The 25292-nt window shown below is 64.5% G+C and carries 20 protein-coding genes and 1 tRNA gene; 12 read left to right on the forward strand and 9 right to left on the reverse strand.

The genetic code is table 11. The annotated features are described in order from the left end of the window. Positions 1-265 precede the first annotated feature (265 nt). The 4 genes from AU187_RS25045 to AU187_RS13205 all read right to left on the reverse strand — a co-directional run bounded on the left by AU187_RS25045 (position 266) and on the right by AU187_RS13205 (position 4615). Entirely contained in the window at positions 266-2068 is a 1803-nt protein-coding gene (locus AU187_RS25045; protein ID WP_082683835.1) for a serine/threonine-protein kinase, read from the reverse strand. Positions 2069-2087: 19 nt separating this feature from the next. After that, complete coding sequence (locus tag AU187_RS13195; RefSeq protein WP_059097780.1) at positions 2088-2498, reverse strand: hypothetical protein; 411 nt, start codon at positions 2496-2498, stop codon at positions 2088-2090. 286 nt (positions 2499-2784) lie between these two features. After that, complete coding sequence (locus AU187_RS25050; protein ID WP_082683834.1) at positions 2785-3186, reverse strand: helix-turn-helix domain-containing protein; 402 nt, start codon at positions 3184-3186, stop codon at positions 2785-2787. Between the two features lie 772 nt (positions 3187-3958). Then, the gene (locus AU187_RS13205) at positions 3959-4615 is read right to left on the reverse strand and encodes a hypothetical protein (RefSeq protein WP_156425474.1); all 657 of its coding nucleotides are present in this window, start codon (positions 4613-4615) and stop codon (positions 3959-3961) included. Between the two features lie 401 nt (positions 4616-5016). Between AU187_RS13205 and AU187_RS13210 the strand changes: the two genes are divergently transcribed. Both AU187_RS13210 and AU187_RS13215 read left to right on the forward strand, forming a co-directional pair. Further along, complete coding sequence (locus AU187_RS13210; RefSeq protein ID WP_059098372.1) at positions 5017-5583, forward strand: recombinase family protein; 567 nt, start codon at positions 5017-5019, stop codon at positions 5581-5583. Between the two features lie 70 nt (positions 5584-5653). Beyond that, entirely contained in the window at positions 5654-6433 is a 780-nt protein-coding gene (locus AU187_RS13215) for a uracil-DNA glycosylase family protein (protein ID WP_082683833.1), read from the forward strand. 94 nt (positions 6434-6527) lie between these two features. On the opposite strand, the gene AU187_RS13220 is transcribed toward AU187_RS13215, so the two are convergent. Continuing rightward, positions 6528-8303, reverse strand: coding sequence for a zinc-ribbon domain-containing protein (locus AU187_RS13220; protein ID WP_059097776.1), 1776 nt, complete (start codon positions 8301-8303; stop codon positions 6528-6530). 9 nt (positions 8304-8312) lie between these two features. Then, on the reverse strand, positions 8313-11720 hold the full coding sequence (locus AU187_RS13225; protein WP_082691823.1) for a DEAD/DEAH box helicase: 3408 nt from the start codon (positions 11718-11720) through the stop codon (positions 8313-8315). A gap of 259 nt (positions 11721-11979) precedes the next feature. Between AU187_RS13225 and AU187_RS13230 the strand changes: the two genes are divergently transcribed. After that, positions 11980-12333: a hypothetical protein gene (locus AU187_RS13230; RefSeq protein ID WP_156442352.1), complete on the forward strand. Its 354-nt coding sequence runs from the start codon at positions 11980-11982 to the stop codon at positions 12331-12333. Between the two features lie 262 nt (positions 12334-12595). Here the strand turns inward: AU187_RS13230 and AU187_RS13235 are convergent. Continuing rightward, a tRNA-Arg gene (locus AU187_RS13235) sits at positions 12596-12671 on the reverse strand. A gap of 100 nt (positions 12672-12771) precedes the next feature. Between AU187_RS13235 and argS the strand changes: the two genes are divergently transcribed. The 6 genes from argS to rho all read left to right on the forward strand — a co-directional run bounded on the left by argS (position 12772) and on the right by rho (position 21432). Beyond that, positions 12772-14424, forward strand: coding sequence for an arginine--tRNA ligase (gene argS / locus AU187_RS13240; protein ID WP_059100243.1), 1653 nt, complete (start codon positions 12772-12774; stop codon positions 14422-14424). 83 nt (positions 14425-14507) lie between these two features. Next, positions 14508-15839, forward strand: coding sequence for a diaminopimelate decarboxylase (gene lysA / locus AU187_RS13245; protein WP_231740345.1), 1332 nt, complete (start codon positions 14508-14510; stop codon positions 15837-15839). A gap of 2 nt (positions 15840-15841) precedes the next feature. Next, entirely contained in the window at positions 15842-17167 is a 1326-nt protein-coding gene (locus AU187_RS13250) for a homoserine dehydrogenase (RefSeq protein ID WP_059100241.1), read from the forward strand. Continuing rightward, positions 17164-18249 carry a threonine synthase gene (gene thrC, locus AU187_RS13255; RefSeq protein ID WP_059100240.1) on the forward strand — a complete coding sequence of 362 codons (1086 nt, stop codon included), beginning with the start codon at positions 17164-17166 and terminating at the stop codon, positions 18247-18249. The genes AU187_RS13250 and thrC overlap by 4 nt, the downstream gene beginning before the upstream one ends. Before the next feature lie 3 nt (positions 18250-18252). Then, positions 18253-19197: a homoserine kinase gene (thrB, locus tag AU187_RS13260; RefSeq protein ID WP_059100239.1), complete on the forward strand. Its 945-nt coding sequence runs from the start codon at positions 18253-18255 to the stop codon at positions 19195-19197. A 297-nt stretch (positions 19198-19494) separates the two neighbouring features. After that, positions 19495-21432, forward strand: coding sequence for a transcription termination factor Rho (rho, locus tag AU187_RS13265; RefSeq protein WP_059100238.1), 1938 nt, complete (start codon positions 19495-19497; stop codon positions 21430-21432). A 58-nt stretch (positions 21433-21490) separates the two neighbouring features. Here the strand turns inward: rho and AU187_RS13270 are convergent, their stop codons facing one another. Then, positions 21491-21940, reverse strand: coding sequence for a MarR family winged helix-turn-helix transcriptional regulator (locus tag AU187_RS13270; protein WP_059100237.1), 450 nt, complete (start codon positions 21938-21940; stop codon positions 21491-21493). Between the two features lie 66 nt (positions 21941-22006). Here AU187_RS13270 and AU187_RS13275 point away from each other — a divergent pair, with 66 nt between their 5' ends. Beyond that, on the forward strand, positions 22007-22591 hold the full coding sequence (locus AU187_RS13275; protein WP_059166847.1) for a maleylpyruvate isomerase family mycothiol-dependent enzyme: 585 nt from the start codon (positions 22007-22009) through the stop codon (positions 22589-22591). Positions 22592-22625: 34 nt separating this feature from the next. Here the strand turns inward: AU187_RS13275 and AU187_RS13280 are convergent, their stop codons facing one another. Beyond that, the gene (locus tag AU187_RS13280; protein WP_059100236.1) at positions 22626-23231 is read right to left on the reverse strand and encodes a TetR/AcrR family transcriptional regulator; all 606 of its coding nucleotides are present in this window, start codon (positions 23229-23231) and stop codon (positions 22626-22628) included. 100 nt (positions 23232-23331) lie between these two features. On the opposite strand from AU187_RS13280, the gene fadD1 reads away from it, so the two are divergent. Then, positions 23332-24906 (forward strand): fatty-acid--CoA ligase FadD1, encoded by a 1575-nt coding sequence (fadD1, locus tag AU187_RS13285; RefSeq protein ID WP_059166848.1) that lies wholly within the window; start codon positions 23332-23334, stop codon positions 24904-24906. A 141-nt stretch (positions 24907-25047) separates the two neighbouring features. After that, positions 25048-25284, forward strand: coding sequence for a 50S ribosomal protein L31 (rpmE, locus tag AU187_RS13290; RefSeq protein WP_059100234.1), 237 nt, complete (start codon positions 25048-25050; stop codon positions 25282-25284). Positions 25285-25292: the final 8 nt, after the last annotated feature.

Raw genomic sequence — 25292 nt, forward strand, 5'->3', positions numbered from 1 at the left:
CAACAACTACACTGACCGCTGCTCACAGGTGAGGAATTTCGGCGAGCACACCTGAGGACTTTCGACGAGCGCGATCATCATCCAGCATGCCCGTTGCCGATCGAGCGCGAACGTGTGCCGAAAACACGCGCGAAAGTCGTTCTAGTCCTCAAGGGGACTGTCCCATTTACGCGACTCCTCGAGGAAAAAGCTCGCAACGCCTGTCCCCAAACTCAGAAATGATCTGAGACCTAATCGGCTTCACTGCCCGCTCCTCATGGCTTTATCAACCGTAGGGATTCGGCGCCCCGCACAGACGGTCCCCCTCTGCGCCGTTCGCGTTGCGCCATTCTGGGTCGGAGCACGCCCGTTCTAGATTTAATGAAGGCTCCTCAGATGTCGTGACGGGACTTGGTGGTGAGACGTTCACGGGGACTGGCGCACCGAGCGCTACGTAGTCCGTGCCGTTCCAACGAAAGTCCCTGCTGGTGATAGTCCCGCCGGCACAATTAGGCGTGCAGTCGTTATTGAACCGGCGGATCGTGTACTCACCGTCCGAGGCGGGGCCGACGAGTTCAGCGTAGTAGATGGCGAATCGGCCCGAATAATGCGCGTTCTCTATGTCCCACTCAATGTCGGCGAAGCCATCTGCGGTCGGAACGAGCACAAGAACCCCGTCATAACGGCCTGGGTTGTACGTGATGAAGGTGTTGCCCGTTGCGTCGGTGGCGGGGCTGGGGAATCCGAAGTGGCTCGCCACTTCTATGTTGATGTGCGGCAGCACTTTTCCGGATGCAGTGACTGCCGCGATGCAGCCGTCCTTGACTCTGTCATAGCCGAAGAGCGTGAGGAAGATGCGGACCGGTCCAAGGAATTTGTGCTCAATGTCTTGTTGGGTGACGAGATCGCCGCGACAGCCCGAGTTGGTGGGCATCGAATCCGGGAGAACTGCCGGTGGTGCCGAAGTAGGTGGGATGCTATTGGGCAGCGAAGAAGTGGACGGTAACGCTGTCGGAGACACGGTGGAGGGACCGTCCGTCTTGTCGGCATCGTCCCAAGGCTGCCAGGCGAGCAACGCCACGGCCACCACCGTCGCCACTACGGTCGCAATTGCGACGGTCTGCCGCCCGCGGTGTTTCGGCCGCGGATGCCTTTCGAGGCCCCCAGTCGTCGACCCATGGCGAGGACTATCGGCCATCGCAGGCGGCGATTTGGCGGTGCTCTGGGTGCGAGCGGATGCGCTCTGCTCGGGCGCCTTGCCCGCCAGTGCGCGGGCGAAGTCAGAAGCACGCTCGAATCGGTGCTCCGGTTCCTTGGCGAGTGCTTTGGTTAAGACTGGGTCCAGTTCGACTAGGTCTGGCCGGGTGTTTGAAAGTGCCGGCGGGGACAAGTTCAGATGGCGGCTGATGACGACTGCGGGATTCGAGTGTGGGAAAAGCTGACTGCCCGTCAGCAGGTGATACGCAGTGGCCGCGAGCGCGTACTGGTCTGCGCGCCCATCAATGTCTTCGCCCATGAGCTGTTCGGGTGCTGAGTAAGCGACGGTGCCAACGGTCATGTTGGTTGCCGTCAGCCCGCTGATGTCGTCGAGGGTTCGCGCGATTCCAAAGTCGGTCAGCAGTACGCGCTGTTCGCCATCGTCCCCTGGGTCGGTGAGCATGATGTTCGCCGGTTTGATATCGCGATGCAGCAGTCCCTGCCTGTGGGCGTAGTCGAGTGCGCTCGCGACCGCCGTGACAATAGCGGCCACGTGCTCCACCGGCATGCCAACTGGAAATTTCTTATTGAGCAGTTCTCCCAAGTCTTTTCCGTCAACGAAGTCCATCGCAATCCAGAGCTGCCCATCGGCTTCGCCGCGGTCGTGCACGCCGACGATGTTCGGGTGCCACAGCTTGGAAGCGAGGTCGGCCTCGCGAATGAAACGGGACCGGAAATCGGGGTCGTCTGACCATTCTTTGGGCAGCAGTTTCAGCGCGTCATGACGAGGCAGCCTCGGGTGCTGAGCAAGATATACCTCACCCATACCGCCAGCGCCCAGCAGCCGGATGATCCGATAGCCTGCGAATGTCTGGCCCTCGTTCAGAGGCATGTCTGCAGAGTGGTTGAAGTTAGAAGCCGTACACGTCATCGACGCTTACGAACATGCCGTGGCCGGTGCGGTCGTTGGTGAACCGGGTGCCCTCAAACGTGGAGAGGATCGTCCAACCATTGACGTGGTAGGTCTGGCCATACTTCAACACGATGTCGTCCGCGATTGCCTCCTGCGACCACGGAATGTTTCCGATATCCCAGTAGAAGTCGCCGTTTTCGCTCACAGCAGCGAGGTTGAGTCGCGACCGCTCTTCCACGGAGTACGGGGACTGCGCGAAAGGCTCGCCGCCTCGGCGCTGGCACACCACCGAGGAACCGCCGCCATGGCCCCCTCCGGTGGCGTTCGTATAGCAGCGCACCTTGCCCGATTCGGTGATGACGGCCTGGCGATCGTTGGCCACCGCAGCAGGCGCGAAGGGCAGCGTCATCGCAGACGCCGCGATTACAGCGAGTGGAAGTCGTCCGATCACGTCATCTCCTGAGGCCTAGCGGAACCTTGAGGATTGGGACACGACCACTTACCACTGGCCGCGCCACTGGTATGGATTTAGACACGCCAACGAAATTGTTCATGCGCAATGCCACATAGTTAACCGTATTCCGGAACACTCGAGCTCGAGCGCCTTCGGACACTACTGGGTCCAATAGCCAGCAATCCCAAAACTGAAACACGTTTCGGGATAGCTCCAAATGGCCCGGGGTAATGCCATCGTCCTACTGGTTGTTATCGGGCTCCGCCAGAGGATTGATACCGTGCTGTGGCTGGCGTGGTCTGATCCTCTGCATCACCGCCTCGACGTCATCGGACCAGTCGCCGTCGGTGGTGATTGCTTTTGCGACCTTCTTCTCGGCGTACTCCACGGTGGTCTGATCCCTACCGAACAACTTGCAGATACTGGCTAGGGACAGCTCCGTGCACTTGCGGGACAGGAAGATCGCGATTTGGCGGGCTTGCACCAACCTTCGGTCGTCCTTCTGCGGTCCACGCAGGTCATCGACAGTAACTCCGTAGTGATCAGCGGTTGCGCTCAATATCTCAGCGATGGAAGTTTCCGGCGGTGTAGCGCGCGACATGAGCCGCCGCAAGATGTCTCGCCCATGATCGCTAGGTTGCATGCGGGAACTCCATCCTTGTCCGCACTAATTCCTACTCCTGGGCCTCGCCGCGAACCATCTGTACTCGAGAATCGAACGTTGATCCCGACACCAATTCTGTCTTCCGTTGGGCGCTCGCTTATGATTTCGATTCTCCCGCAGCTGATTTGACGGGTCAACGGGGCCGGCTGACTACGTTTCACTTGGGCCACGCCAAGAGGATTGGCTACCGCTCACCGAACGGTGCCAACGTATCGCTTGAGGTCCCGAGTAGCCGTGAACGTGGGACCTCAGCTCGCAACGCAGGCACTGAATTACGCAGCAGACGACGAGCTGTCGACGCTCGACGACTGGCTGGACACCAAATCAGCCGACATTGAGTTCCACGTCGGGCAAGCAGGTGCTACGAACCTGGCGATTTCCCGACGTAGCTGTACCGGAGCGCAGAGCTGAGTTCGTTGCAGAGGTGCGCCAGGCGATCGACCGGGCTCTGACGGCCGTCGGCGAGCCAGAATTGAAACTCCTGCGAGTCGAGACTCCCACGCGCTCCGACCCGCCGAGCCAGGCTGGCGTGGTCGGTACTGCTGCGCCGGCTACCTGCCCAAGGTGCTATGCGATCCACGCAGGCGAATGCCTATGACAAGTACCTCTGGTCGTCTCAATACGGTGGAGGCAATTCGATGCCGACGAATCCTGAAAGGGACTGCCGTGGAATGCATCAAATGGCACGCGACGGAGCAGGATCGTTAACAGCCGCTCGGTGGGAGTCATGGAAGTCCCCACTCGGTTGACTTCACTTCGTGAAGTCGAACATGCCCTTGACAGCGGACCAGCCGTGGGGGTGAACGATCACGAAGTCCCTATCACCGGACTCGGCCTGGAAGAGCAGCATGCCCCCATCGATGACTCGCAACCGGCATTTGTCCTCGGCAAATACTCGAGGAGCGTCATCTGGAAACCAGAGGGCCATGCGACTGCACCAGTGGCTCCCATCAATCGTCAGTTTGTCGAGGGAGGCAGTTCTCACAAGGTTCCAGCCGTGCGGCGCGACCAGGACATACTCAAGAAATGATGGGCTGAGCTCACGCCAATCCACTGGCGGCTTCTCGCGGAGGATGAGCATGCCGCCAGCCGATAGACCTATCTCGTAATCGGCAGACCTATATGTCTTTTCACCTTTCAGCCAGACGTGGGCGCTCTCGCATTGGATGACTGGCTTCGGCATCCTGCTAACCGAAGCGATCCTCATACTGTTCCAGCGGTGCGGGCCCAACAACAGCGATCCTGGCGGTTCGGAATGTGGCGGCGGAGGCGGGTTGCCTTCAAAGAGCAGCGCACCGCCGTCCAAAATCTTCATGCGCCAACCGTCGTCGTCGATAACAGCTGGCCCCGGTTGATCTGCCCAGTCAATCCGAAAGCGGTAGTGCCACGCCCCTGACTTGATTGCCATTCGGAGATTGTCGCCCCCAGTGAGCCATGTTGTGGACTCCTAGACCAATTCGTCCAGCATCTTCGGGGCGGACACGCAACCCTCATTTGGTCCACGCTTCGCGCCCTTAGCAGGCTCAAATCGGCGCCCTGGCGCTTCGGGATACACAGCCCCAATGTGGTCGCCGCGACTTTTCGAGGCACGCTACCGAACGCCGGGTATCCGGTCCAACGACTTGGCGCACGAACTCTTCGCCGACCGGCTGTCTCGAAAACGATGGGTTGTTGAGAACGCGACGGCGCCAGGACCAGCGACTCGCTTGCTGGCCCTACGGCTCGCACGATTGTCTTGAAACCCAGTCTCATAACCACTAGTATCAAAACCCAGCGATCAACGAGATTATGAGACAGGAGCGGTCGGCGATGGTGGTGATCGGGTATGCGAGAGTCAGCACCACCGACCAAAATCCCCAGCTCCAGATTGACGCCCTCCTTGAGGCTGGGGCGAAGCGTGTCTTTACTGACTACGTCAGCGGCGCGACCGCATCCCGACCACATCTCGATGACTGCCTCGACCATCTCCGCGAAGGCGATGTACTCACGGTGTGGAAGTTAGACCGCCTCGGACGCAACACCCAGCACGTGCTCGCCGTGGTGGACCAGCTCGCGTCTCGAGGAATCGGGTTCCGCAGCCTCACCGAGGGCCTGCACACCGATGGACCGATGGGCAAGGCGATGCTCACAATCATGGCCGCCTTCGCCCAGCTCGAGCGCGACACAATGATCGAGCGCACCCGCGCAGGGCTCTTGGCCGCCGCCGCCAACGGGCGCAAAGGTGGGCGCCCACGAAAGATCGACGACGCCCAAGCCGCGAAGGCTCGTAGTTTGCGGGGGAAGGGAATCGCGGCCACCGACATCGCGAAGATGCTCGGGGTGTCCCGCGCCACGGTGTACCGGTACCTCAATAGTGACGAATCCTCTGCTGCCTGACGGCTTCAATTCTTGCCCCGCGGGCCGAGTGCCGTCGGAAGAGCAGCTCTGGCAAGAAGGAGGACGACCGATGACTCGCCAGAGCGCGGCGGATAGGAATGGCTCGCGAAGATCGCCTGTGGTCATCGTTGGAGAAAGCCTCGGTCGTCAGAAGTCGCGCATCCCGTTTGACGGCGGTAGTGGACGGTTGCTGGACCGCGCACTGAAGGAAGCCGGCAAGAGGAAAGACGAAGTGTTCACTACCAATGTCGTCGATTGGCATCCACCCAGCGGCTATCGACTCACGCAGCAGGACATCGACGAGGAAAAGCCCCGCCTGAAGGGCGAACTCGATGCCATCCAACCCAAGCTGGTCATCTGCCTGGGGAAGATCGCGGCAACCACCTTGCGCACTCTGTATCCCGAAGCGCCAGAACTACCTTGGCCGTTCACAACGCCGGACAAGCAGATAGAGAAGGCCCCCGCTCTTCTGTTCGCCCTGCATCCCTCCGCGGTCCTACGGCAGCGCAACAAGCTGCCGCAAGAGGAGCGCAAACTTTACGAACGGCGGTATGTGTCCACCCTGACGCGGGCACTGCGGTGGAGTTTCGAGAACAACGGCTTGACCCGCCAGGCCTGGACCGAGGCCGACGTGATCGCCGTAGATGACCTCTACCGCCAGCACGGCAAACTCAACGCTACGCACACCGAGGTTCAAGCTCTGGCCCGCAGACTTAGTCGCACGCCTACGGCGGTGGCGGCGGAGATGAACAATCTTCACCATGCACACCTCGAGCCGGGGGTGTATCCCGGAAAGCACTGGCGGTTCAGCGAGCTTGCCCGCCAGGTAGCTGACCGTGATGCGCGCTGACATAGCGGCGCACACCTGTCCACCGCTCCGCGGCATCGACGTGCTGCATTGAGAGTTCGAGCGGGGTGACCGGGCTCGGTCAATCATGACGTAATCAGTTGTCGCTCGACCAGACCCGTATCTGATCCATGATCTGATCCGGTTGCGGCGCCGAGGAATACACCCGTATCTCGCGATAGTGCTTGTCCGCGATTTCGAGTGAAGGTAGGTCGTCTTCGCGTAGCCGGACCACGACGTATCCCGCAGCGAGCAGATCGCGACTCTTGCGCTCGTCTACGAGTCGCTTGGCCGGTGCGGAATGCCAGTAGGAACCGTCGTATTCGATTACCACCCTGCGCTCGCCAACCTCGACAAGAATATCGACTGACCACACTGGCCGCGATGCGAATACCTTGTCGCGCAGCAGTACTCCGGAACGTGCGTTGCCGAAGATTCTGGTGGCGGCGGTGTGATGGTCTTGCTCAACACGTGACTTGCCGGTCTGGCGACATTCGGGGCATTCGGCCCCGTAGCTTCGGCTTCCCAGCGGCGCGGCCCAGACGTGCTTAGGGTTGGTGGCGCACACCCATTGCGGAACGAATGTCGTTGAGGCGGTCGGGCGTACTTGCCACGCGGTGACCGGATTAGCCGGACTCCATTCCGCGGCCAGGCCGGGGTCGTGCCAGGCCAATGAGTCCAAGATGGTGCGGCATTGAGGGCAGCGCCAACGCTGGTATTTGTTTCGGTTCCTGACGGGCTCTTGCCACTCATGGCCGCAGCAGTCTGCCCGCCACCAGACGTTGCGCTTAGAGTTCCACACGACAGTTTCAGGCGTGAGCCTCCCGTTGTAAGTTGGGTGCCACTGCGATATGACCTCGGGATCAGCGTAGGCAAGGTAGTGCCGATTCTTTTTCGCCGAGTCGTTGGCTCGGCAATAGGGGCAGCCGCTGTTCAAGAAGAGCATCGGCCTCACCCTTGGTGTGTGGCCGTTGGGGCACTTGAAGCGGTAAGCCTCCAAACCCCTGCCGACGACAGTAACGTGGCGGGGGTCGGCGTCGTCGGCCCACGCGTTGGCCAAGTTAGGTACGTCCGCGACCGGGGTGCGCTTCCAACGCGCTTTCTCTGCCCGCCAATTGTTCTCCCACTCAACTTCGCACCGAGCGCATCGAGAGACTCCGCCTCGGGTCGCCATCGTGCTGACCTTTTCGGCGAAGCGGTTCCCGCACGCCGGGCACCTCCAGTGACATACGCGGGTTGCTCGCAGGGTGACTGTGTCGAAGTCCGCTTCCGTGTTGCGTTCGTGGTCCCACCACTCGAGCAGGTCGGACTCGGAGTCTTTCAACAGTTCAGGTCGCGCCTTCCTGCCGCCGTAGCTGGAGCGATTCTGGTTGCGCGAACAGTTGCACCCCCAACCGATGTCGCCCAGTCGCTGAACGCTGATTCGCCCGCACTTCACGCACCGGACGACCGTCGTGCTGTGGCCGGCATCGCCCGTCAGTTCAGAGGTCATTCCAACCAGTTCGTAGCCGTTGTCTTCGACAGCGGCCTTGATGCGTTCACGGGACCACCCACGGGGCATGCCGAAATGCTGGCTGGCCTCCTCCGCAAGGCGCCGGGCGGCGGGCAAAGGATTCCAATGGCATGCTCGGCAAGTCTTCTCTCCTTTGGCGTTGTTGCCGAGGACGTATTCAAGCCTGTAGTGAGCCTCCACCCCGCAGGTGACGCAGGTTGTCAACCACCAGGCTTTGGATCCTTTGAACGACTCCGCCGCCATCAGTCCAGCCTTCAGAAGAATCTCGTCCAGGCAATCGGTGCACCACGCCGGCCTACTGCGTGTAGTGAACGCGGCCAGGTTGGCGCAGCGGGCCGTTGAGCAAACCTGATCAGGCATGAGGGAATCTTATGACCGCGGACTGAGGTGCCATGCCCAACCAGGCAGCGCCTCTAGCCGCTTCCGCCGTTCCGGAGTGATGACGTTGTGCTTTGCGTTGCGTCTCTGGATGCTCACCCACCTGCCGAGTGCTATGCCGTCTTCGATGTGCTTCTGCGGCACCCTCGCGTGGCCCTCGCGGGCGGCGAACTTCTCCAGCACAGAGAACCGCTCCTCCCACAAATCGCGGGAATAGGTCCACGTCCACTTCGGCAACCTTTCGAGCCGGCGCTGACGCTCGGGGTATAGCTGGCCCTCGGCGTACTTGGTTCGCTGCGTTCCTAGCCAGGCCCCGAGTTGAACGCCTTCAGCGACGTAGCCTTGCGGAACGCGTGACGTGCCGTGTTCGGCGACGTACTTCTCAAGCAGGGCGAACGTCCGCTCCCACTGTTCACCGTGGGGGTCCCATGACCAATCGGGTATGCCCGCCAACCGTCGCACCCTTTCGGCGCTAAGAGTTCCCGCTCGGTAGGCCTCGCGCTGCTTGCCGACCCAGGAACCGAGCGGGTAGCCGCAGTGTTGGTATCTAGCAGGGACCAGCGCGGTGCCATGCTTATCTCTGTAGTCCACAAGGTGGCGGAAACCTTCTTCCCACTTGGTGTCGTTGACGGCCCACACCCACCCGGGGAGCGCCTCTAAGCGCGCTGCGAAGTCGGCTCGCAGCTTGCCCTTGTTGTAAAGGGTGCGTTGCTGGTTCACCCAAGCACCGAGTCGGTGGCCGTCGGAACTCGATGACTTTGTCGGTGTGGAGTGGCCGTGTACCGCCGCATACTCCGCAAGTCTGCGGTAGCTGTCCTCCCACGAGGCATCGTGTACGTCCCACACCCAGCCAGGCAATGCGTCCAATCGCGCAATCCGTTCACGGCTCAGCCGACCTCGAGCGAATGATGCGCGTTGATGGTGCGCCCACATCCCAAGCCTGTAGCCATCTGAAGGGTCAACGTAGGTTCGCACTAGCCGTGTGGTGCCGTGAACTTCCGCGTGCTCTCGAAGCCGGCGGTACCCCGTCTCAAAACGTGATTGTCGGGGTTCCCATGACCAACCAGGTAGCGCCTCGAGGCGTACCTGACGTGCCTTGCTCATCTCGCCTTCGCGATAGACGGTGCGCTGGATGGTGACCCATTGCCCGAGTTTGTGTCCGTCGGCGGACCTGAATGACTGCGGTACGAGGGCGTCACCATGCTGTTGCACGTACTCCTGAAGGTGACGGCATCCTTCCTCCCATTGGTCGGTGACAGCGTCCCACGTCCAGTCGGGGAATACTTCGAGAAGGCGGCTGCGGTCGTGATCGAGGTCGCCTTTGTTCTGGCGGTACCGCTGCTGAGCGACCCACTGCCCGAGCCGGAGTCCCTCGTACCATTGAAGAGCTGGTATCCGAGTATGCCCATGCTCAGCGGCGTACCTCTCCAGCAGGCCGTACCAGAACTCCCAGGTAAGGGTGGTTCGCTCCACTAGGTGCGCCTCGAAGGCGTGGGCGAAGTCGGCGCCGACAGTCGTGGGGATGTCGATGTGTATCTTCGGCGGAAGTCGCGGTACGCCACCTGTGCGCCCCATCTTCCGCCGCAACTCATCAAGTTGGCGGCCCAAGTCCTCGTCATGAGAACGAAGAGCCTTGATGACATCCCACACCGGCTTGAACGCGGAGTCCTCCAAGGCAGTCTCGGTGTCGGCAATGGTGTCGATGAACACCGGGATGACGATGGTGCCGACCGACTTGTCCTCGGACTTGCGGATCGCCCGGCCAATGGCCTGGACGATGTCCACCTCGGATCGACGCGGGTCGTTGAACGCGACGCCGTCCAGCGTCGGCACATCCACCCCCTCGGCGAGACAACGAGCGTTCGACAGCAGGCCCCGATCGCCGTTGTCCAGGCGGCCTAGGTGCTGGAGCAGCACGTAGCGGTCGCCGGCAGGCATTTCACCGGAGGCGAAGCGCGACCATAGCTTGCCCTTCGGTCGCTGCCGGGCCGGCATCCAGTCGATCACTTCGGGCATCTCGGCGGCGAACTCGCGGGCGCGGCTCACCCGCGAGTGGAACGAGATGACCCGGCGCAGGTCGTACTTCCTCATCGCCTTCGCCAGCCCAATCTGGCCGGCCAAGGTCCGGGCGTCGGTGACCGTCTTGCCGTCCCGCGTCACGAACACCCCGCGCTCCGCCCACTGCCGGTAGGTGTCGTCATCGACACCCACGACGACGACTTGGTAGTCGGTGAGCAGGTCACGCTCGATGGCTTCCCCGAACGTGAGCCGGTGGAACACGGGACCGAAATGCGACTCGTCGTCCATCGAGACGACTTCGTAGTCGGCCTCCTGGCCGGCCCTGAGCACCCGGCCGGTGAAGTAGCGCGGCGTGGCGGTCATGAACAAGCGTCGTCCGGCCCTGATCTCATCCGGGTTGAGCACGGTGGCGAAGTCCGATGACGCCGGCCCTGCGCAGCGGTGGGCCTCATCGGCGATCACCAGGTCGAACGCGGGAACCCGTCCGAGCGTGAACGCGTTGGCGATCTGCGGAGACGACTGGTAGGTGGCGAAGACGACTCGGGGGCTTGACCTCTGTCGGAGAAAGGCGGCGATGGCCTCCGGGTCGGTGGTCACCGGCACCCCGAGGTCGCTGGTGTGCGAGATCGGGGCGTCCTTGGCGGCAGACACGGTGTCGTCGGAACAGACCGGCAGAGAGGCGAACTCCTGCGAGCAGTTAGCCCGCCACACGTTCAGGGTCTGCTTCAGCAGTGACAACGACGGCACCAGAACGAGAGTCCGTTTGGCCTCGAGCTTCTCGGTGATGAACAGGGCCGTCAAAGTTTTGCCGGTCCCACACGCCATGACCAGTTGGCCCCGGTCGGCATCCTCGAACCCCTTGACCACGGCCCGCACCGCCTGCTGCTGATGCCGGCGCGGCCTGGCCGGCTTGTGCGGCCGGGGCGGGCGCAGCAGCCCGGGCGACTTCGGCCAGTCCACGCTGGCGGTGCGCAAGTCGTTGAGCCGGAAGAAGGTGACCCGCTTCTCCTGGTCGTTGATCGTGCGCTCGCCGATGCGGTCGATGAGGTCCGTGGTGGCGATGAGCATTCGGTAGCCGAACACCGCCCGGCCGGACTCGGCCAGGAAACGGTCGATGTCCTTCCTGCTGACGCGGTACTTCGGGTCGTATGCCTTGGCCTGGATCGCCCACAACGTCCCGTTGCGGTCCTCGGCGACAAGGTCGATGCCGGCGTCGCCGCCCCACCGACCGTGCCACTCAGACCACAGCCACACCCGGCGAAGCTCATGGCGGTAGACCGGGTCGTTCTCGAGAAACCACTTGCAGATGTGCTCGAACTGGCGGCCACGCCTTTGCGGGTCACCGTCCAGGGCGTCGTATAGAGAGCCGAAGTCCCCCACACGGGCAGGGTAGGGCCGTGCGCCGACATTCGGGTGACTGATGCTCCCTCCGGTTGCCTTCGAACACGGATTCGCCAGAGCAGCCGAGAACTTCGCTCGAGGCGCCGTCGCGTCCACCGCCGGATGTCGGTGCGCGGTCATACAGTGCCCGACCATGGCGTCAGCACCCACACCACAAGCCATCGTCGACCGGCGTCACAATTGCTTGGCGCCTCGACAAGGAAGGCCAGTATCTTCCCGACCAAAGGAGAAGTGTCACATGAGATTGCGCTCGTTCCTTGTCCTAGTCGGCGCGGTTGGGCTTGTGGCTGGCTGCCTGGGCCTGCTGCTGCCGATCAACATCGACGACCCGGTAAGCGTGCGGGAGGTCCGATGCGGCCAACCGTTCTCGCTGAAGCTCAACGAATACGCGGCGCCTATGGACCGACAGAATGCGACGCAGTACGGCCGAACCGCAACCGATTTTGTGGGTGACTGCAAGGCGGCGGCTACTTTCCGCGAGGCTTGGGGTGTGCCCGTTGCGATTGCCGGTGGTGTCCTGCTGGCGGGCGCCCTTCTGGTGCGAAGCCCGTCGGCTTCGTCGCACACCAAGCGGGAGCCAGGTATCGACTGAGTGCATCGAAGGCTGCTTCGGCTCTCGTTCGTATCTGTTGGGCCCGTTTTTCACTGGCCTATAGGGCAGGAATGCTCCTACCTGGGCCGACAACGGAAAGTGCGCACGCTCCCGAGGCTCGGCGGTTCCGACTTGATGCGGGGCCATTTCGGACTTGGCGTCACCGGGGCGAAAAACAGCCCCGGATCACGGCGCGGCCAGCACGGAGATAGCACGACGGCGGCGGGTCAGGGAGGAAACAGGCTCTGAACTGCGACAACTGTGGTGCCCCCGGCAGGATTCGAACCTGCGGCCTTCTGCTCCGGAGGCAGACGCTCTATCCCCTGAGCTACGGGGGCGCACAAGAAGCGGCGCCGATGGGCCTGCACAGCCTAACGCATCCAGAGCACCGGGAACGGATTCGGGGGCTGACCACCGAAGACCATAGGATGGACCCTCGTGACCCCCGCCGATCTGGCCGACCTGCTCAAGACCACCGCCGCCGCGGTGCTGGCCGAGCATGGACTCGACGCGTCAGCGCTGCCGGAAACGGTCACCGTCGAACGTCCGCGCAACCCCGACCACGGCGACTATGCCACCAACTTGGCGCTTCAGGTCGGCAAGAAGGTCGGCGCCAACCCGCGGGAGCTGGCCGGCTGGCTGGCCACCGCGCTGGCCGAACAAGATGGCATCGCCGCCGCCGACGTCGCCGGCCCCGGATTCGTCAACCTGCGCCTCGAGGCGTCGGCACAGAACGTCATCGTCACCGACGTCCTGGCGGCCGGGGCCGATTACGGCCACTCCGATGCGCTCGGCGGCCAGCACATCAACCTCGAGTTCGTCTCGGCCAACCCGACCGGACCGATACACATCGGCGGCACCCGGTGGGCCGCGGTCGGCGACGCGCTCGGCAGGCTGTTGTCGACCCAGGGCGCGCGAGTCGTACGCGAGTACTACTTCAACGACCATGGCGCGCAGATCGACCGGTTCACCAACTCGCTGATCGCAGCGGCCAAGGGTGAACCGACTCCCGACGACGGCTATGCGGGTGACTACATCAAAGACATCGCCGCCGCTGTGCTCGCCAAGGAACCCGATGCGCTCGGCCTGCCCGACGTCGAGATGCGCGAGACGTTCCGCGCCATCGGCGTCGACCTCATGTTCACCCACATCAAGCAGTCCCTGCACGACTTCGGCACCGACTTCGACGTCTACACGCATGAAGATTCGATGCACACCTCGGGCCGCGTCGAGCAGGCGATCGCGCGGCTCCGCGACGCCGGCAGCATTTACGAGAAGGATGATGCAATCTGGTTGCGCACCACCGACTTCGGTGACGACAAGGACCGCGTCGTCATCAAGCGCGACGGTGCACCGGCCTACATTGCCGCCGACATCGCCTACTACCTCGACAAGCGCGAGCGCGGATTCGACCTGTGTATCTACATGCTCGGCGCCGACCATCACGGCTACATCGCCCGACTCAAGGCGGTCGCGGCTGCGCTGGGGGAGGACCCGGCCACGGTCGAGGTGCTGATCGGCCAGATGGTCAACCTGGTCCGCGACGGTCAACCTGTCCGGATGAGCAAGCGGGCAGGCACGGTGATCACGCTCGACGACCTGGTCGAGGCCATCGGCGTCGACGCCGCCCGGTACTCGCTGATCCGGTCCTCGGTCGACAGCCCGATCGACATCGACCTCGAACTGTGGTCATCGGCATCCAACGAAAACCCGGTCTACTACGTGCAATACGCGCACGCCCGGCTGTCCGCCCTAGCCCGCAATGCTGCCGAACTGGGCGTCGTGCCCGACACCGCGAACCTTCAGCTGCTGAACCACGACAAGGAAGGCACGCTGATCCGCAACCTCGGGGAGTTCCCCCGCGTGCTCAAAACCGCTGCGTCGCTGCGCGAACCGCACCGCATCTCGCGCTACCTCGAGGATCTGGCCGGTGACTACCACCGCTTCTACGACTCCTGCCGAGTGCTGCCTCAAGGCGACGAGGCGCCGAACGAACTGCACGCCGCGCGCCTGGCACTGTGTCAGGCCACTCGCCAGGTGATCGCCAACGGTCTGGGCATGCTCGGCGTCACGGCTCCGGAGCGCATGTGATCGCCCATCCCGCCGGTCCCCGGCATGCCGAAGAGGTACACCACGGCGGTGCCCCGCCACGCCCGCAGTCGCCTGCCGAACTACTGCTGCTGGCGCCGAACGTCTGGCCGCGCAGCACCGTTCGGAACGGCGACGGCGTCGTGTCGATCGGCGGTGTGCCGGTCACCGACATCGCCACGGAATTCGGCACGCCGACCTTCGTGGTCGACGAGGACGACTTCCGCTCGCGCTGCCGCGAGATCGCCGCTGCGTTCGGCGGCGGGGAGAACGTGCGCTACGCCGCCAAGGCATTCATGTGCACCGAGGTGGCCCGCTGGATCGCCGAAGAAGGTCTCTCGCTCGACGTGGCCAGCGGTGGCGAGATGGCCGTCGCCCTGCACGCCGGCTTCCCCCCCGCGCGAATCGCCTTGCACGGCAACAACAAATCCATCGGCGAGTTGACGGCCGCGGTCGAGGCGGGAATCGAGCACGTGGTGCTCGACTCGGTGACCGAGATCGAGCGGCTCGACGCAATCGCCGGCGCCGCCGGCGTCGTACAGGACGTCCTGATCCGCGTCACCGTCGGCGTCGAGGCCCACACCCACGAGTTCATCTCCACCGCGCACGAGGACCAGAAGTTCGGGTTGTCACTGGCCAGCGGTGCGGCGATGGATGCCGTGCGGCGGGTCTTCGAAACCGATCACCTGCGCCTCAAAGGCCTGCACAGCCACATCGGATCACAGATCTTCGATGTCGCCGGTTTCGAGATCGCCGCCCACCGCGTGATCGGCCTGCTGCGCGACGTGGTGGCCGAGTTCGGCGTCGACAAGACGGCCCAGATGTCCATCGTCGACCTCGGCGGCGGTCTGGGTATCTCGTATCTGCCCCAGGACGATCCGCCGCCGATCGGCGACCTCGCAGCCAAGCTCGAGGCGATCGTTCGCCACGAATCGGCTGCCGTCGGCTTACCCGCCCCGCGGCTGGTGGTCGAGCCGGGCCGAGCGATCGCGGGCCCCGGTACCATCACGCTGTATGAGGTCGGCACCGTCAAGGATGTCGCCGTCAGCCCGACCTCGCACCGCCGCTACGTCAGCGTGGACGGTGGAATGAGCGACAACATCCGGACGTCGCTCTACGGTGCGGAGTATGACGTACGGCTGGTCTCGCGGGTCACCGACACCGCGCCGGCACTCGCCCGTGTCGTCGGAAAGCATTGCGAGAGCGGCGACATCGTGGTGCGAGATACCTGGGTGCCGGGTGACATCGAGCCCGGAGACCTCTTGGGCGTCGCGGCTACCGGCGCCTACTGCTATTCGATGTCGAGCCGTTACAACCTGATCGGCCGTCCCGCTGTGGTGGCCGTGCGCGATGGGCGTCCCCGCCTGATCTTGCGCCGGGAGACGGTCGACGATCTGCTGAGTCTGGAGGTGAGGTAACCATGACCGACCCCGACAAGCCCGTCGGCGTAGCGTTGCTCGGTTTGGGAAATGTCGGCAGTCAGGTGGCGCGCATCATCGAGGAGAGCGCCGACGACCTGGCCGCCCGCATCGGCGCCCCGCTGGTGCTGCGCGGCGTCGGCGTCCGCCGGGTGGCCGATGACCGTGGGGTTCCCGTCGACATGCTCACCGACAACGTCGAAGAACTCGTCTCCCGCGACGACGTCGACATCGTCGTCGAGTTGATGGGGCCCGTCGAACCCGCACGCAAGGCCATCCTGTCCGCATTGGAGCAGGGCAAGTCCGTCGTCACCGCCAACAAGGCGTTGATGGCGGTGTCCACCGGCGAATTGGCGCAGGCGGCCGAAACCGCGCGCGTCGACCTGTATTTCGAGGCCGCGGTGGCCGGTGCGATCCCCGTCATCCGGCCGCTGACCCAGTCGCTGGCGGGCGACTCCGTGGTGCGGGTCGCGGGCATCGTCAACGGCACCACCAACTACATCCTTTCGGAGATGGACGGCACCGGTGCCGATTACGCCAGCGCGCTGGCCGACGCGAGCGCGCTTGGGTACGCCGAGGCCGACCCGACCGCCGACGTGGAGGGATACGACGCCGCGGCCAAGGCCGCGATTCTCGCCTCGATCGCCTTCCACACCCGGGTGACCGCCGACGACGTGTACCGCGAAGGCATCACCAAGGTCAGCACCGACGATTTCGAATCCGCAAAGGCGCTCGGCTGCACCATCAAGCTGCTGGCCATCTGCGAGCGACTGACCGGCGACGAAGGGCAGCAACGGGTTTCGGCTCGGGTGTACCCAGCGCTGGTGCCGCTGGAACATCCACTCGCCGCCGTCAACGGCGCTTTCAACGCGGTGGTGGTCGAAGCCGAGGCCGCCGGCCGGCTGATGTTCTACGGGCAGGGAGCCGGCGGTGCGCCCACCGCGTCGGCGGTGATGGGCGATCTCGTGATGGCTGCCCGCAACCGGGTGCAGGGCGGCCGCGGGCCGCGCGAATCGAAGTACGCCAAGTTGCCGATCGCACCGATCGGATTCATTCCGACCCGCTATTACGTGAACATGAACGTCGCCGACCGGGCCGGTGTGTTGTCCGCCGTAGCAGCCGAATTCGGCAAGCGGGAGGTCAGTATCGCCGGGGTCCGCCAGGAGGGCATGGTGGACGAAGGCGGTCAGCGTTGCGGGGCGCGAATCGTCGTGGTGACCCATCAGGCCACCGACGCGGCGCTGTCGGAGACCGTGGCGGCGTTGGCGGATCTCGATGTGGTGCAAAGCATCAACAGCGTGCTCCGCATGGAGGGAACCAGCGAATGAGTACCGTACCGTCGTCGGCAGTGCACCAGCCTTGGCCCGGCCTGATCGCCGCTTATCGCGATCGGCTGCCGATCGAGAACGGCTGGACGCCGGTCACACTTCGCGAGGGCGGCACTCCGCTGCTGCCGGCGCCGCGGCTCTCCGAACACACCGGCTGCACAGTGCATCTGAAGGTCGAAGGCCTGAACCCCACCGGCTCGTTCAAGGACCGCGGCATGACCGTGGCCGTCACTGAGGCGGTGTCGCGCGGTCAGAAAGCGGTGCTGTGCGCATCGACGGGCAACACCTCGGCGTCGGCCGCAGCCTATGCGGCCAGGGCGGGTATCACCTGCGCGGTGCTGGTGCCGCAGGGCAAGATCGCGATGGGCAAGTTGGCGCAGGCGGTCATGCACGGCGCCAAGATCATCCAGGTCGATGGCAACTTCGACGACTGTCTGGAACTGGCGCGCAAGCTCACCGCCGACTTCCCGACGGTGTCGCTGGTCAACTCGGTCAACCCGTACCGCATCGAAGGACAGAAGACCGCGGCTTTCGAGATCGTCGACGCCCTCGGTACCGCACCGGATGTGCACTCGCTGCCAGTCGGCAACGCGGGCAACATCACCGCCTACTGGAAGGGCTACACCGAGTACCACCGCGACGGGGTCTCGGATCGGCTTCCCCGCATGCTGGGCACGCAAGCCGCCGGTGCGGCGCCGCTCGTGCTCGGTGAACCGGTCAGCAGACCAGAGACCATCGCGACCGCGATCCGGATCGGTTCGCCCGCGTCGTGGGACACGGCGGTGGCGGCGCAGCAGCAATCCGGCGGCCGGTTCCTGGCCGCCACCGACGACGAGATCCTCGCGGCGTACCACCTGGTCGCGCGCAGCGAGGGTGTGTTCGTCGAACCCGCATCGGCGGCCAGCATCGCCGGTCTGCTCAAGTCGATCGAGGACGGTTGGGTCGCCAAGGGGTCGACCGTCGTGTGCACGGTGACCGGCAATGGGCTCAAGGACCCCGACACCGCGTTGAAGGGCATGCCGACGGTCATCGCGGTGCCCGTGGATCCTGTTGCCGTGGTCGAGCAGCTGGGATTGGTTTAGCCGGTGACCCGTGTACTGCCGCCCGCGCTGACGGCCACCTCCGTGGTGGCCGCGTCCAGTGCCAACCTCGGTCCGGGCTTCGACAGCCTCGGCCTCGCGTTGAGCCTCTACGACGAGATCGTCGTGGAGACAACCGATTCCGGCCTCACCGTCGAAGTCGAGGGCGAGGGCGCCGGTCACGTGCCGCTGGACGACACCCATCTCGTGGTGCGGGCCATCAAGCGCGGTCTGCAGGCGCTCGACATCAGCGTGCCCGGGATGACGGTGTGGTGTCGCAACGGCATTCCGCACTCGCGGGGGCTGGGATCGTCCGCGGCGGCCGTGGTCGGGGGACTGTCCGTCGTCAACGGCCTTGCGGTACAGGGTGGTTCGAGTCCGCTGGCGGAGCGCGACCTGATCCAGCTGGCCTCGGAATTCGAGGGTCATCCCGACAACGCCTCCGCGGCGGTGTTGGGCGGCGGCGTGGTGTCCTGGACCGAGGCCGACGAGCCTGCGCCGCGCTTCGCGGCCGCGCCGATCCGCATCCACCCCGACATCCGTCTGTTCACCGCGATTCCTCCCGAGCGTTCGTCGACTGCCGAGACGCGCGTATTGCTGCCGGAAAAAGTCAGCCACACCGATGCGCGGTTCAACGTGAGCAGGGCGGCGCTGATGGTGGTCGCGCTGACCGAGCGGCCCGATCTGTTGATGTCGGCCACCGAGGATGTGTTGCATCAGCCGCAACGGGCGGTCGCGATGCCCGCTTCGGCGGAATACCTACGCGTATTGCGACGTTGTGGCATTGCAGCGGTGTTGTCCGGGGCGGGCCCGTCGGTGCTCGCATTGAGTACTTCGTCGGAATTGCCCGTAGAAGCCTTGGAGTACGGCGCCGCGAACGGGTTCACCGTCAGCGAAATGCGCATCGGCGATGGCGTCCGATGGACGGCCGGGGCGGCCGTACGACGTTGACGGCGCCGCAAACCATGGGTCACAGGAGCAACACGACACACATGTCTTTCTTGCTTCGCGCCGCGATGCGGGATATTCTCGCTGTCGTCCGGCAATCGCAGCGTCTCTACCTGCGCCGACACTAGGACACCACTCATTTCCCTCTGGGGCTACTCGTGGATTGACGGTTCGCCGCAAACCGGCGAAGCCAGGTCATCACCGTTGCAGGGGCAATGGTGGAGCCCATGCGTTCAGTGGATGTACTGATCGCACCGAACCCCCGCATGACTCGTTCTGCGAGGGAAAGAAAGGAAATCCGTGACTGAAACGGACCTCATCACGGCTGGGGGCAGCAGCGACAACGGTGAGCTGCCAAACACCGTGAGTTCAGACATCTCAACTTCTGCGGCAGCGGACGAACCGAACGCCGCGCCCGGCGCGGAGACCGCGCCGACGGCAGACGTCGCGTCCGGTAACCGCGCCAGCTCGCTCTCGACCATGGTCCTGCCCGAACTGCGTGCACTGGCCAAGGAGATCGGCGTCGAGGGCGCTTCCGGTATGCGTAAGGGCGAGTTGGTCGCCGCGATCCGCGAACGCCGCGGCGAGGCGAGCGGCCGCCGCCGTGGACAGGGCTCCGAGACGCCCGCCGCCGCCGAGACGCCCGCCGCCGAGACGCCCGCCGCCACACAGGCGCCCGCCGCCACACAGGCGAAGACCACTGAGACCGGCGATCGCGAGTCGACTACCGACCAAGAACAGCCCCGACGCCGCGAGCGTCGCGGTGCCACGCGCGGAACCGGTGCTCCCGGCGCCTCCGACGGCCAGTCCGACGATGCCGTTCAGGAGGCCAAGACGGGCGACGACGGCGGCCGGCAGAAGAACGAACAGAAGAACGAACAGACCAACAAGGCCGACACCAAGTCCACCGGCGATCAGCAGCAAGGCGATCAGCAGCAGGGCGGCCAGAACCGCGGCGGCAATGCCGATGACGACGGCGAGGGCCGTGGTGGCCGCCGGGGTCGCCGGTTCCGCGACCGCAGGCGCCGCGAGCGCGGTGGCGGCGAAGGCGGTGGAGACCGCGACACCGAACTGCGCGAGGACGACGTCGTTCAGCCCGTCGCGGGCATCCTCGACGTGCTCGACAACTACGCGTTCGTCCGCACGTCGGGATACCTGGCCGGGCCCAACGACGTGTACGTCTCCATGAACATGGTGCGCAAGAACGGACTGCGCCGCGGGGACGCCGTGACCGGTGCCGTGCGGGTGCCCAAAGAAGGTGAAGGCGGCGGTCAAAATCCGCGGCAGAAGTTCAATCCGCTGGTCCGGCTCGACACCATCAACGGCAAGCCGGTCGAGGAAGCCAAGAAGCGGCCGGACTTCAACAAGCTCACCCCGCTCTACCCGAATCAGCGGCTGCGCCTGGAGACGACGACCGAGCGGCTGACGACCCGCGTCATCGATCTGATCATGCCGATCGGCAAGGGTCAGCGCGCGCTGATCGTCTCGCCGCCGAAGGCCGGTAAGACCACGATCCTTCAGGACATCGCCAACGCGATCACCACGAACAACCCGGAATGCCACCTGATGGTGGTGCTCGTCGACGAGCGTCCGGAAGAGGTCACCGACATGCAGCGCTCGGTCAAGGGCGAGGTGATCGCCTCGACCTTCGACCGGCCGCCGTCCGATCACACCCAGGCCGCCGAGCTGGCGATCGAGCGCGCCAAGCGCCTCGTCGAGCAAGGCAAGGACGTCGTGGTGCTGCTGGACTCGATTACCCGACTCGGTCGCGCGTACAACAACGCGTCACCGGCTTCGGGCCGCATCCTGTCCGGTGGTGTGGACTCGACCGCGCTGTACCCGCCGAAGCGGTTCCTCGGAGCGGCGCGCAACATCGAGGAGGGCGGCTCCCTGACCATCGTCGCCACCGCCATGGTGGAGACCGGCTCGACCGGCGACACGGTGATCTTCGAGGAGTTCAAGGGCACGGGCAACGCCGAGCTCAAGCTCGACCGCAAGATCGCCGAGCGGCGCGTCTTCCCAGCCGTCGATGTCAACCCGTCCGGAACCCGCAAGGACGAGTTGCTGCTGTCGTCGGATGAATTCGCGGTCGTGCACAAGCTGCGCCGGGTGCTGTCCGGTCTGGACCCGCATCAGGCCATCGACCTGTTGATGAGCCAGCTGCGCAAGACCAAGAACAACTACGAGTTCCTGGTGCAGGTCTCCAAGACCGCTCCGGGCTCCGCGGACGCCGACTGAGTCACTGATTTCGGTGCTCAATCGATCGCTCAGCGATCACTAGCGCACCGAAACCACGTCAGCGGTAGGGGTCGGTGATCTCCCGCAGTGCCGTGAGCGCCTCGCGCAGCTGCTGAAATTTGCGCTCACCGAGAAACGACCGCCACTCGTCCTCGACCTTGGCGATCTCGGCGCCTGCCGCGCGGCACACCGCCATGCCTTTGTCGCTCAGCGTGACGAGTCTGGCGCGCGCATCCGTGGGGTCGGCCGCCCGCACCACATAACCGGATCTCTCCAGTTGATCGATCAGCGCTCCGGCGGTCTGCTTGGTCACCCGTGCCTGCTCGGCCAGGTCGGTCAGCCGCATTCCATTCGAATTCACGTGCCGCAGATCGAGGCGCTGCATGAGCCTCGACTGCGCCATCGTGATGTCGTCAGCACCCGCTGCGGCCAATGCCTCCATGACGCGCGCCTCGGCGGCGCGATGGCCGATGAACATCAACGTCGCCGTGCTCACCCAGTCAGTCACCCCGTTGATTTTAGTACGGTCTCCTGACTATATTGTCAGGAGACCTGACTAACCGAGGAGGCGTCGGTGGATTCGAATACCGTTTGGCGGCACATCGATGAGCAGCGGGTGAACCTAGCCGACATGTTGGACGGTCTCGAGCCCCAGCAATGGTCGACATCGTCGTTGTGTGACGGCTGGACCGTGCGGGAGGTGGCCGCACACCTCACGCATTCCCAATTGCCGAAGTCGAAGATGTTGGTCGAATTGCTCCGGTCAGGCTTCCGGTTCAACGCCATGATCTATCGAGCCGCCTTGCACGACAAGAGATCACCCAGTGAGCTCACCGCGGCGCTGCGGGAGATGCGGGGCTCACGGAAACGTCCGCCCGGCACCAGCGAAGTCGATCCATTGATGGATGTGCTGGTCCACACTCAGGACATCGCGGTGCCCCTCGGGATCGACCGACCCATGCCTGTCGATGCGGCGGTCGTGGCGGCAGAACGAGTGTGGACGACGGGTTTTCCGTTCCACGCGCAACGGCGCCTGCGCGGCGTGGAACTCGCGGCGATCGACGCCGATTTCCGCGTCGGCGAGGGCCGCCTCGTCGAGGCGCCGATCCGCGACATCCTGATGGTGCTCGTCGGGCGCCGCACGGCGATTTCGGTGTAGTTGGTAGCGGTGAGCGCGACGAACTACACCGAAATCACATGGCGGGGTCGGAACGCAACCCCGGCATGACGTAGCGGCGCAGGTGCCGTAACACCGCGTCGGCATCGCCGGGATCAAGCGTGTTCCCCGGTACCGTCGCAAGCGAAATCAACACGCGGGCAAGCCATTCCGACGCTTCGGCGATGTCGGTTTCGGGATGGATCTCGCCGCCTTCGCGCGCGGCGATCAGGTACCGGGACCAGAATTCGGCGAGGTCGGGCACCAGGCCCTGCACTCCCGCGCCGGCGCAGGCCGCGAACTCCTCGGGCTCGTCGACCCGCAGCTTCATCAGCAGCGCGCCCGGGTCGTCGTAGGCGGTGCGGCCATGGATAACACCCGCCGCGAGCTGTCGGTCCAGACCCTCGACGCGCTCGAGCATCGCGTGCGCCTCGGACCAGTAGGCGTCGTTCAAGCGCACGATCGCCGCGCCCAGCAGCGACACCTTGTCGGGGAAATGGCGGTACAACCAGCCGCGGGAAACGCCGGCCACCTCTGCCACCTCTGACACGGTGGTCGAGCGAATTCCCTTGGCGCGCAGACACGTTTCCGCCGCGTCGATCAGGCGATCGCGAACATTCTTGGTGGCGGTGCCGCTCGTCACCCGTTGGACTCCTCGGTTAGTCTCGCCCTCAAGTGGGCCGATCGGAGCATTGTGTCATGGTAGACACAATCGGAAATCTGTTCACGGTGAGAGGTGAGCCATGGCGGACACACTTCAGCAGCTGCTGAACGAGCGCGCCGACCGCGACACCGTTGCGATCAGGTACGAGAACCGCACGTGGACCTACCGGCAGTACGTAGCGGAGGCGAAGGTGCAGGCCGCCGCCCTCATCGGGGCCGCCGACCAGCGCCGTCCGCTGCACGTCGGGGTGCTTCTGGGCAACACACCCGACATGCTGACCGCACTCGCGGCGGCCGCGCTCGGCGGCTATGTCGTGTGCGGCATCAACACCACCCGCCGCGGAGAAGCCTTGGCCTGCGACATCCTCAAGGTGGACTGCCAGTTTGTGATCACCGACGCCGACCATCGCGCTCTGCTCGACGGGCTGGAACTGCCAGGTGTCACGGTGCTCGACACGTCCAGCGCCGGGTGGGCCGATTTCCTTGCCGGTGCGCCCCCTTTCGTCCCGCATCGGGAAGTCGGCGTCGACGACACGTTCATGATGATCTTCACCTCCGGCACCAGCGGTGACCCGAAGGCCGTTCAGGTCGCCAACATGATGCCGCTGTTCGCCGGCAACGCGCTGGTCGAACGGTTCGAACTCACCGACCGGGACACCTGCTATCTGTCGATGCCGATGTTTCATTCCAACGCCGTGGTGGGTGGCTGGGCGCCCGCTCTGGTCGCCGCAGCCGCGATGGTGCCCGCCAAGTTCTCCGCGTCCGGTTTCCTGGCCGATATCCGACGCTACGGCGTCACGTACATGAACTACGTCGGCAAGCCGCTGGCCTATGTGCTGGCCACGCCCGAGCAGTCCGACGACCGCGACAACCCGCTGCGCGTCGCGTTCGGCAACGAGGCCACCGACCGCGACATCGAGGAGTTCAGCAGACGCTTCGGTGTCACCGTCGACGACGGGTTCGGCTCGACCGAGAATGCGGTGATCATCACCCGCACCCCGGATACGCCGAAAGGCTCGATCGGACAAGGCTTCCCGGGTGTCGCGATCTACAACAGCGAGACGGTGACCGAGTGCCCGGTGGCCGAGTTCGACGAGAACGGTGCGCTGATCAACGCCGACGTCGCGGTGGGCGAACTGGTCAACACCGACGGCAGCGGTCTGTTCCGCGGCTACTACAACGACCGCGACGCCACCGATGAGCGGATGCGCCACGGCATGTACTGGTCGGGTGACCTGGCCTACCGCGACGCCGACGGCTACATCTATCTGGCCGGCCGAACGGCCGACTGGATGCGGGTCGACGGTGAGAACCTCGCGACCGCGCCGATCGAGCGGATACTGCTGCGGCTACCGGCGGTCAACCGGGTCGCGGTCTACCCGGTGCCCGACGAAAGCGTCGGCGACCAGGTGATGGCGGCCCTCGTGCTGCAGGACGGCGCCGAACTCGATCCGGGCACGTTCGAGGAGTTTCTGGCGGCGCAGCGCGATCTCTCGCCCAAAGCGTGGCCGCGCTATGTGTGGATCGCCGACGACCTGCCCAGCACCGCGACCAACAAGATCCTCAAGCGCGAGTTGATCGCGCGAGGCGCCGCGGCGGACGGTAGGACGCTGTGGCGGCGCGACGGCAGCAAGTTCGCCCCGATCCCCGGCTGAAGCGGAATACCCGCCGCTGCGCACGCGTTTAGGCACTTGGCGGTTGAGCTGGCATAATGGACCGCCGACCCTCGGTTCCGGTTCACGCCCGTCACCTCCAGCACGGAGGGGCGACCCGGGGCCACGATCGAAGAGGTAACCATGAAATCGGGTATTCACCCTGACTACGTCGAGACCACCGTCCACTGCGGCTGCGGCAACACGTTCACCACGCGAAGCACCAAGCAGAGCGGACAGATCCATGTCGAGGTCTGCTCGCAGTGCCACCCCTTCTACACCGGCAAGCAGAAGATCCTCGACAGCGGCGGCCGCGTGGCCCGCTTCGAGAAGCGCTACGGCAAGCGCAAGGCGGCCGACAAGAGCGCAAACGACAAATAGCTTCCCTT

The sequence above is a fragment of the Mycobacterium sp. IS-1556 genome (genome assembly GCF_001499985.1).
GTDB lineage: Bacteria > Actinomycetota > Actinomycetes > Mycobacteriales > Mycobacteriaceae > Mycobacterium.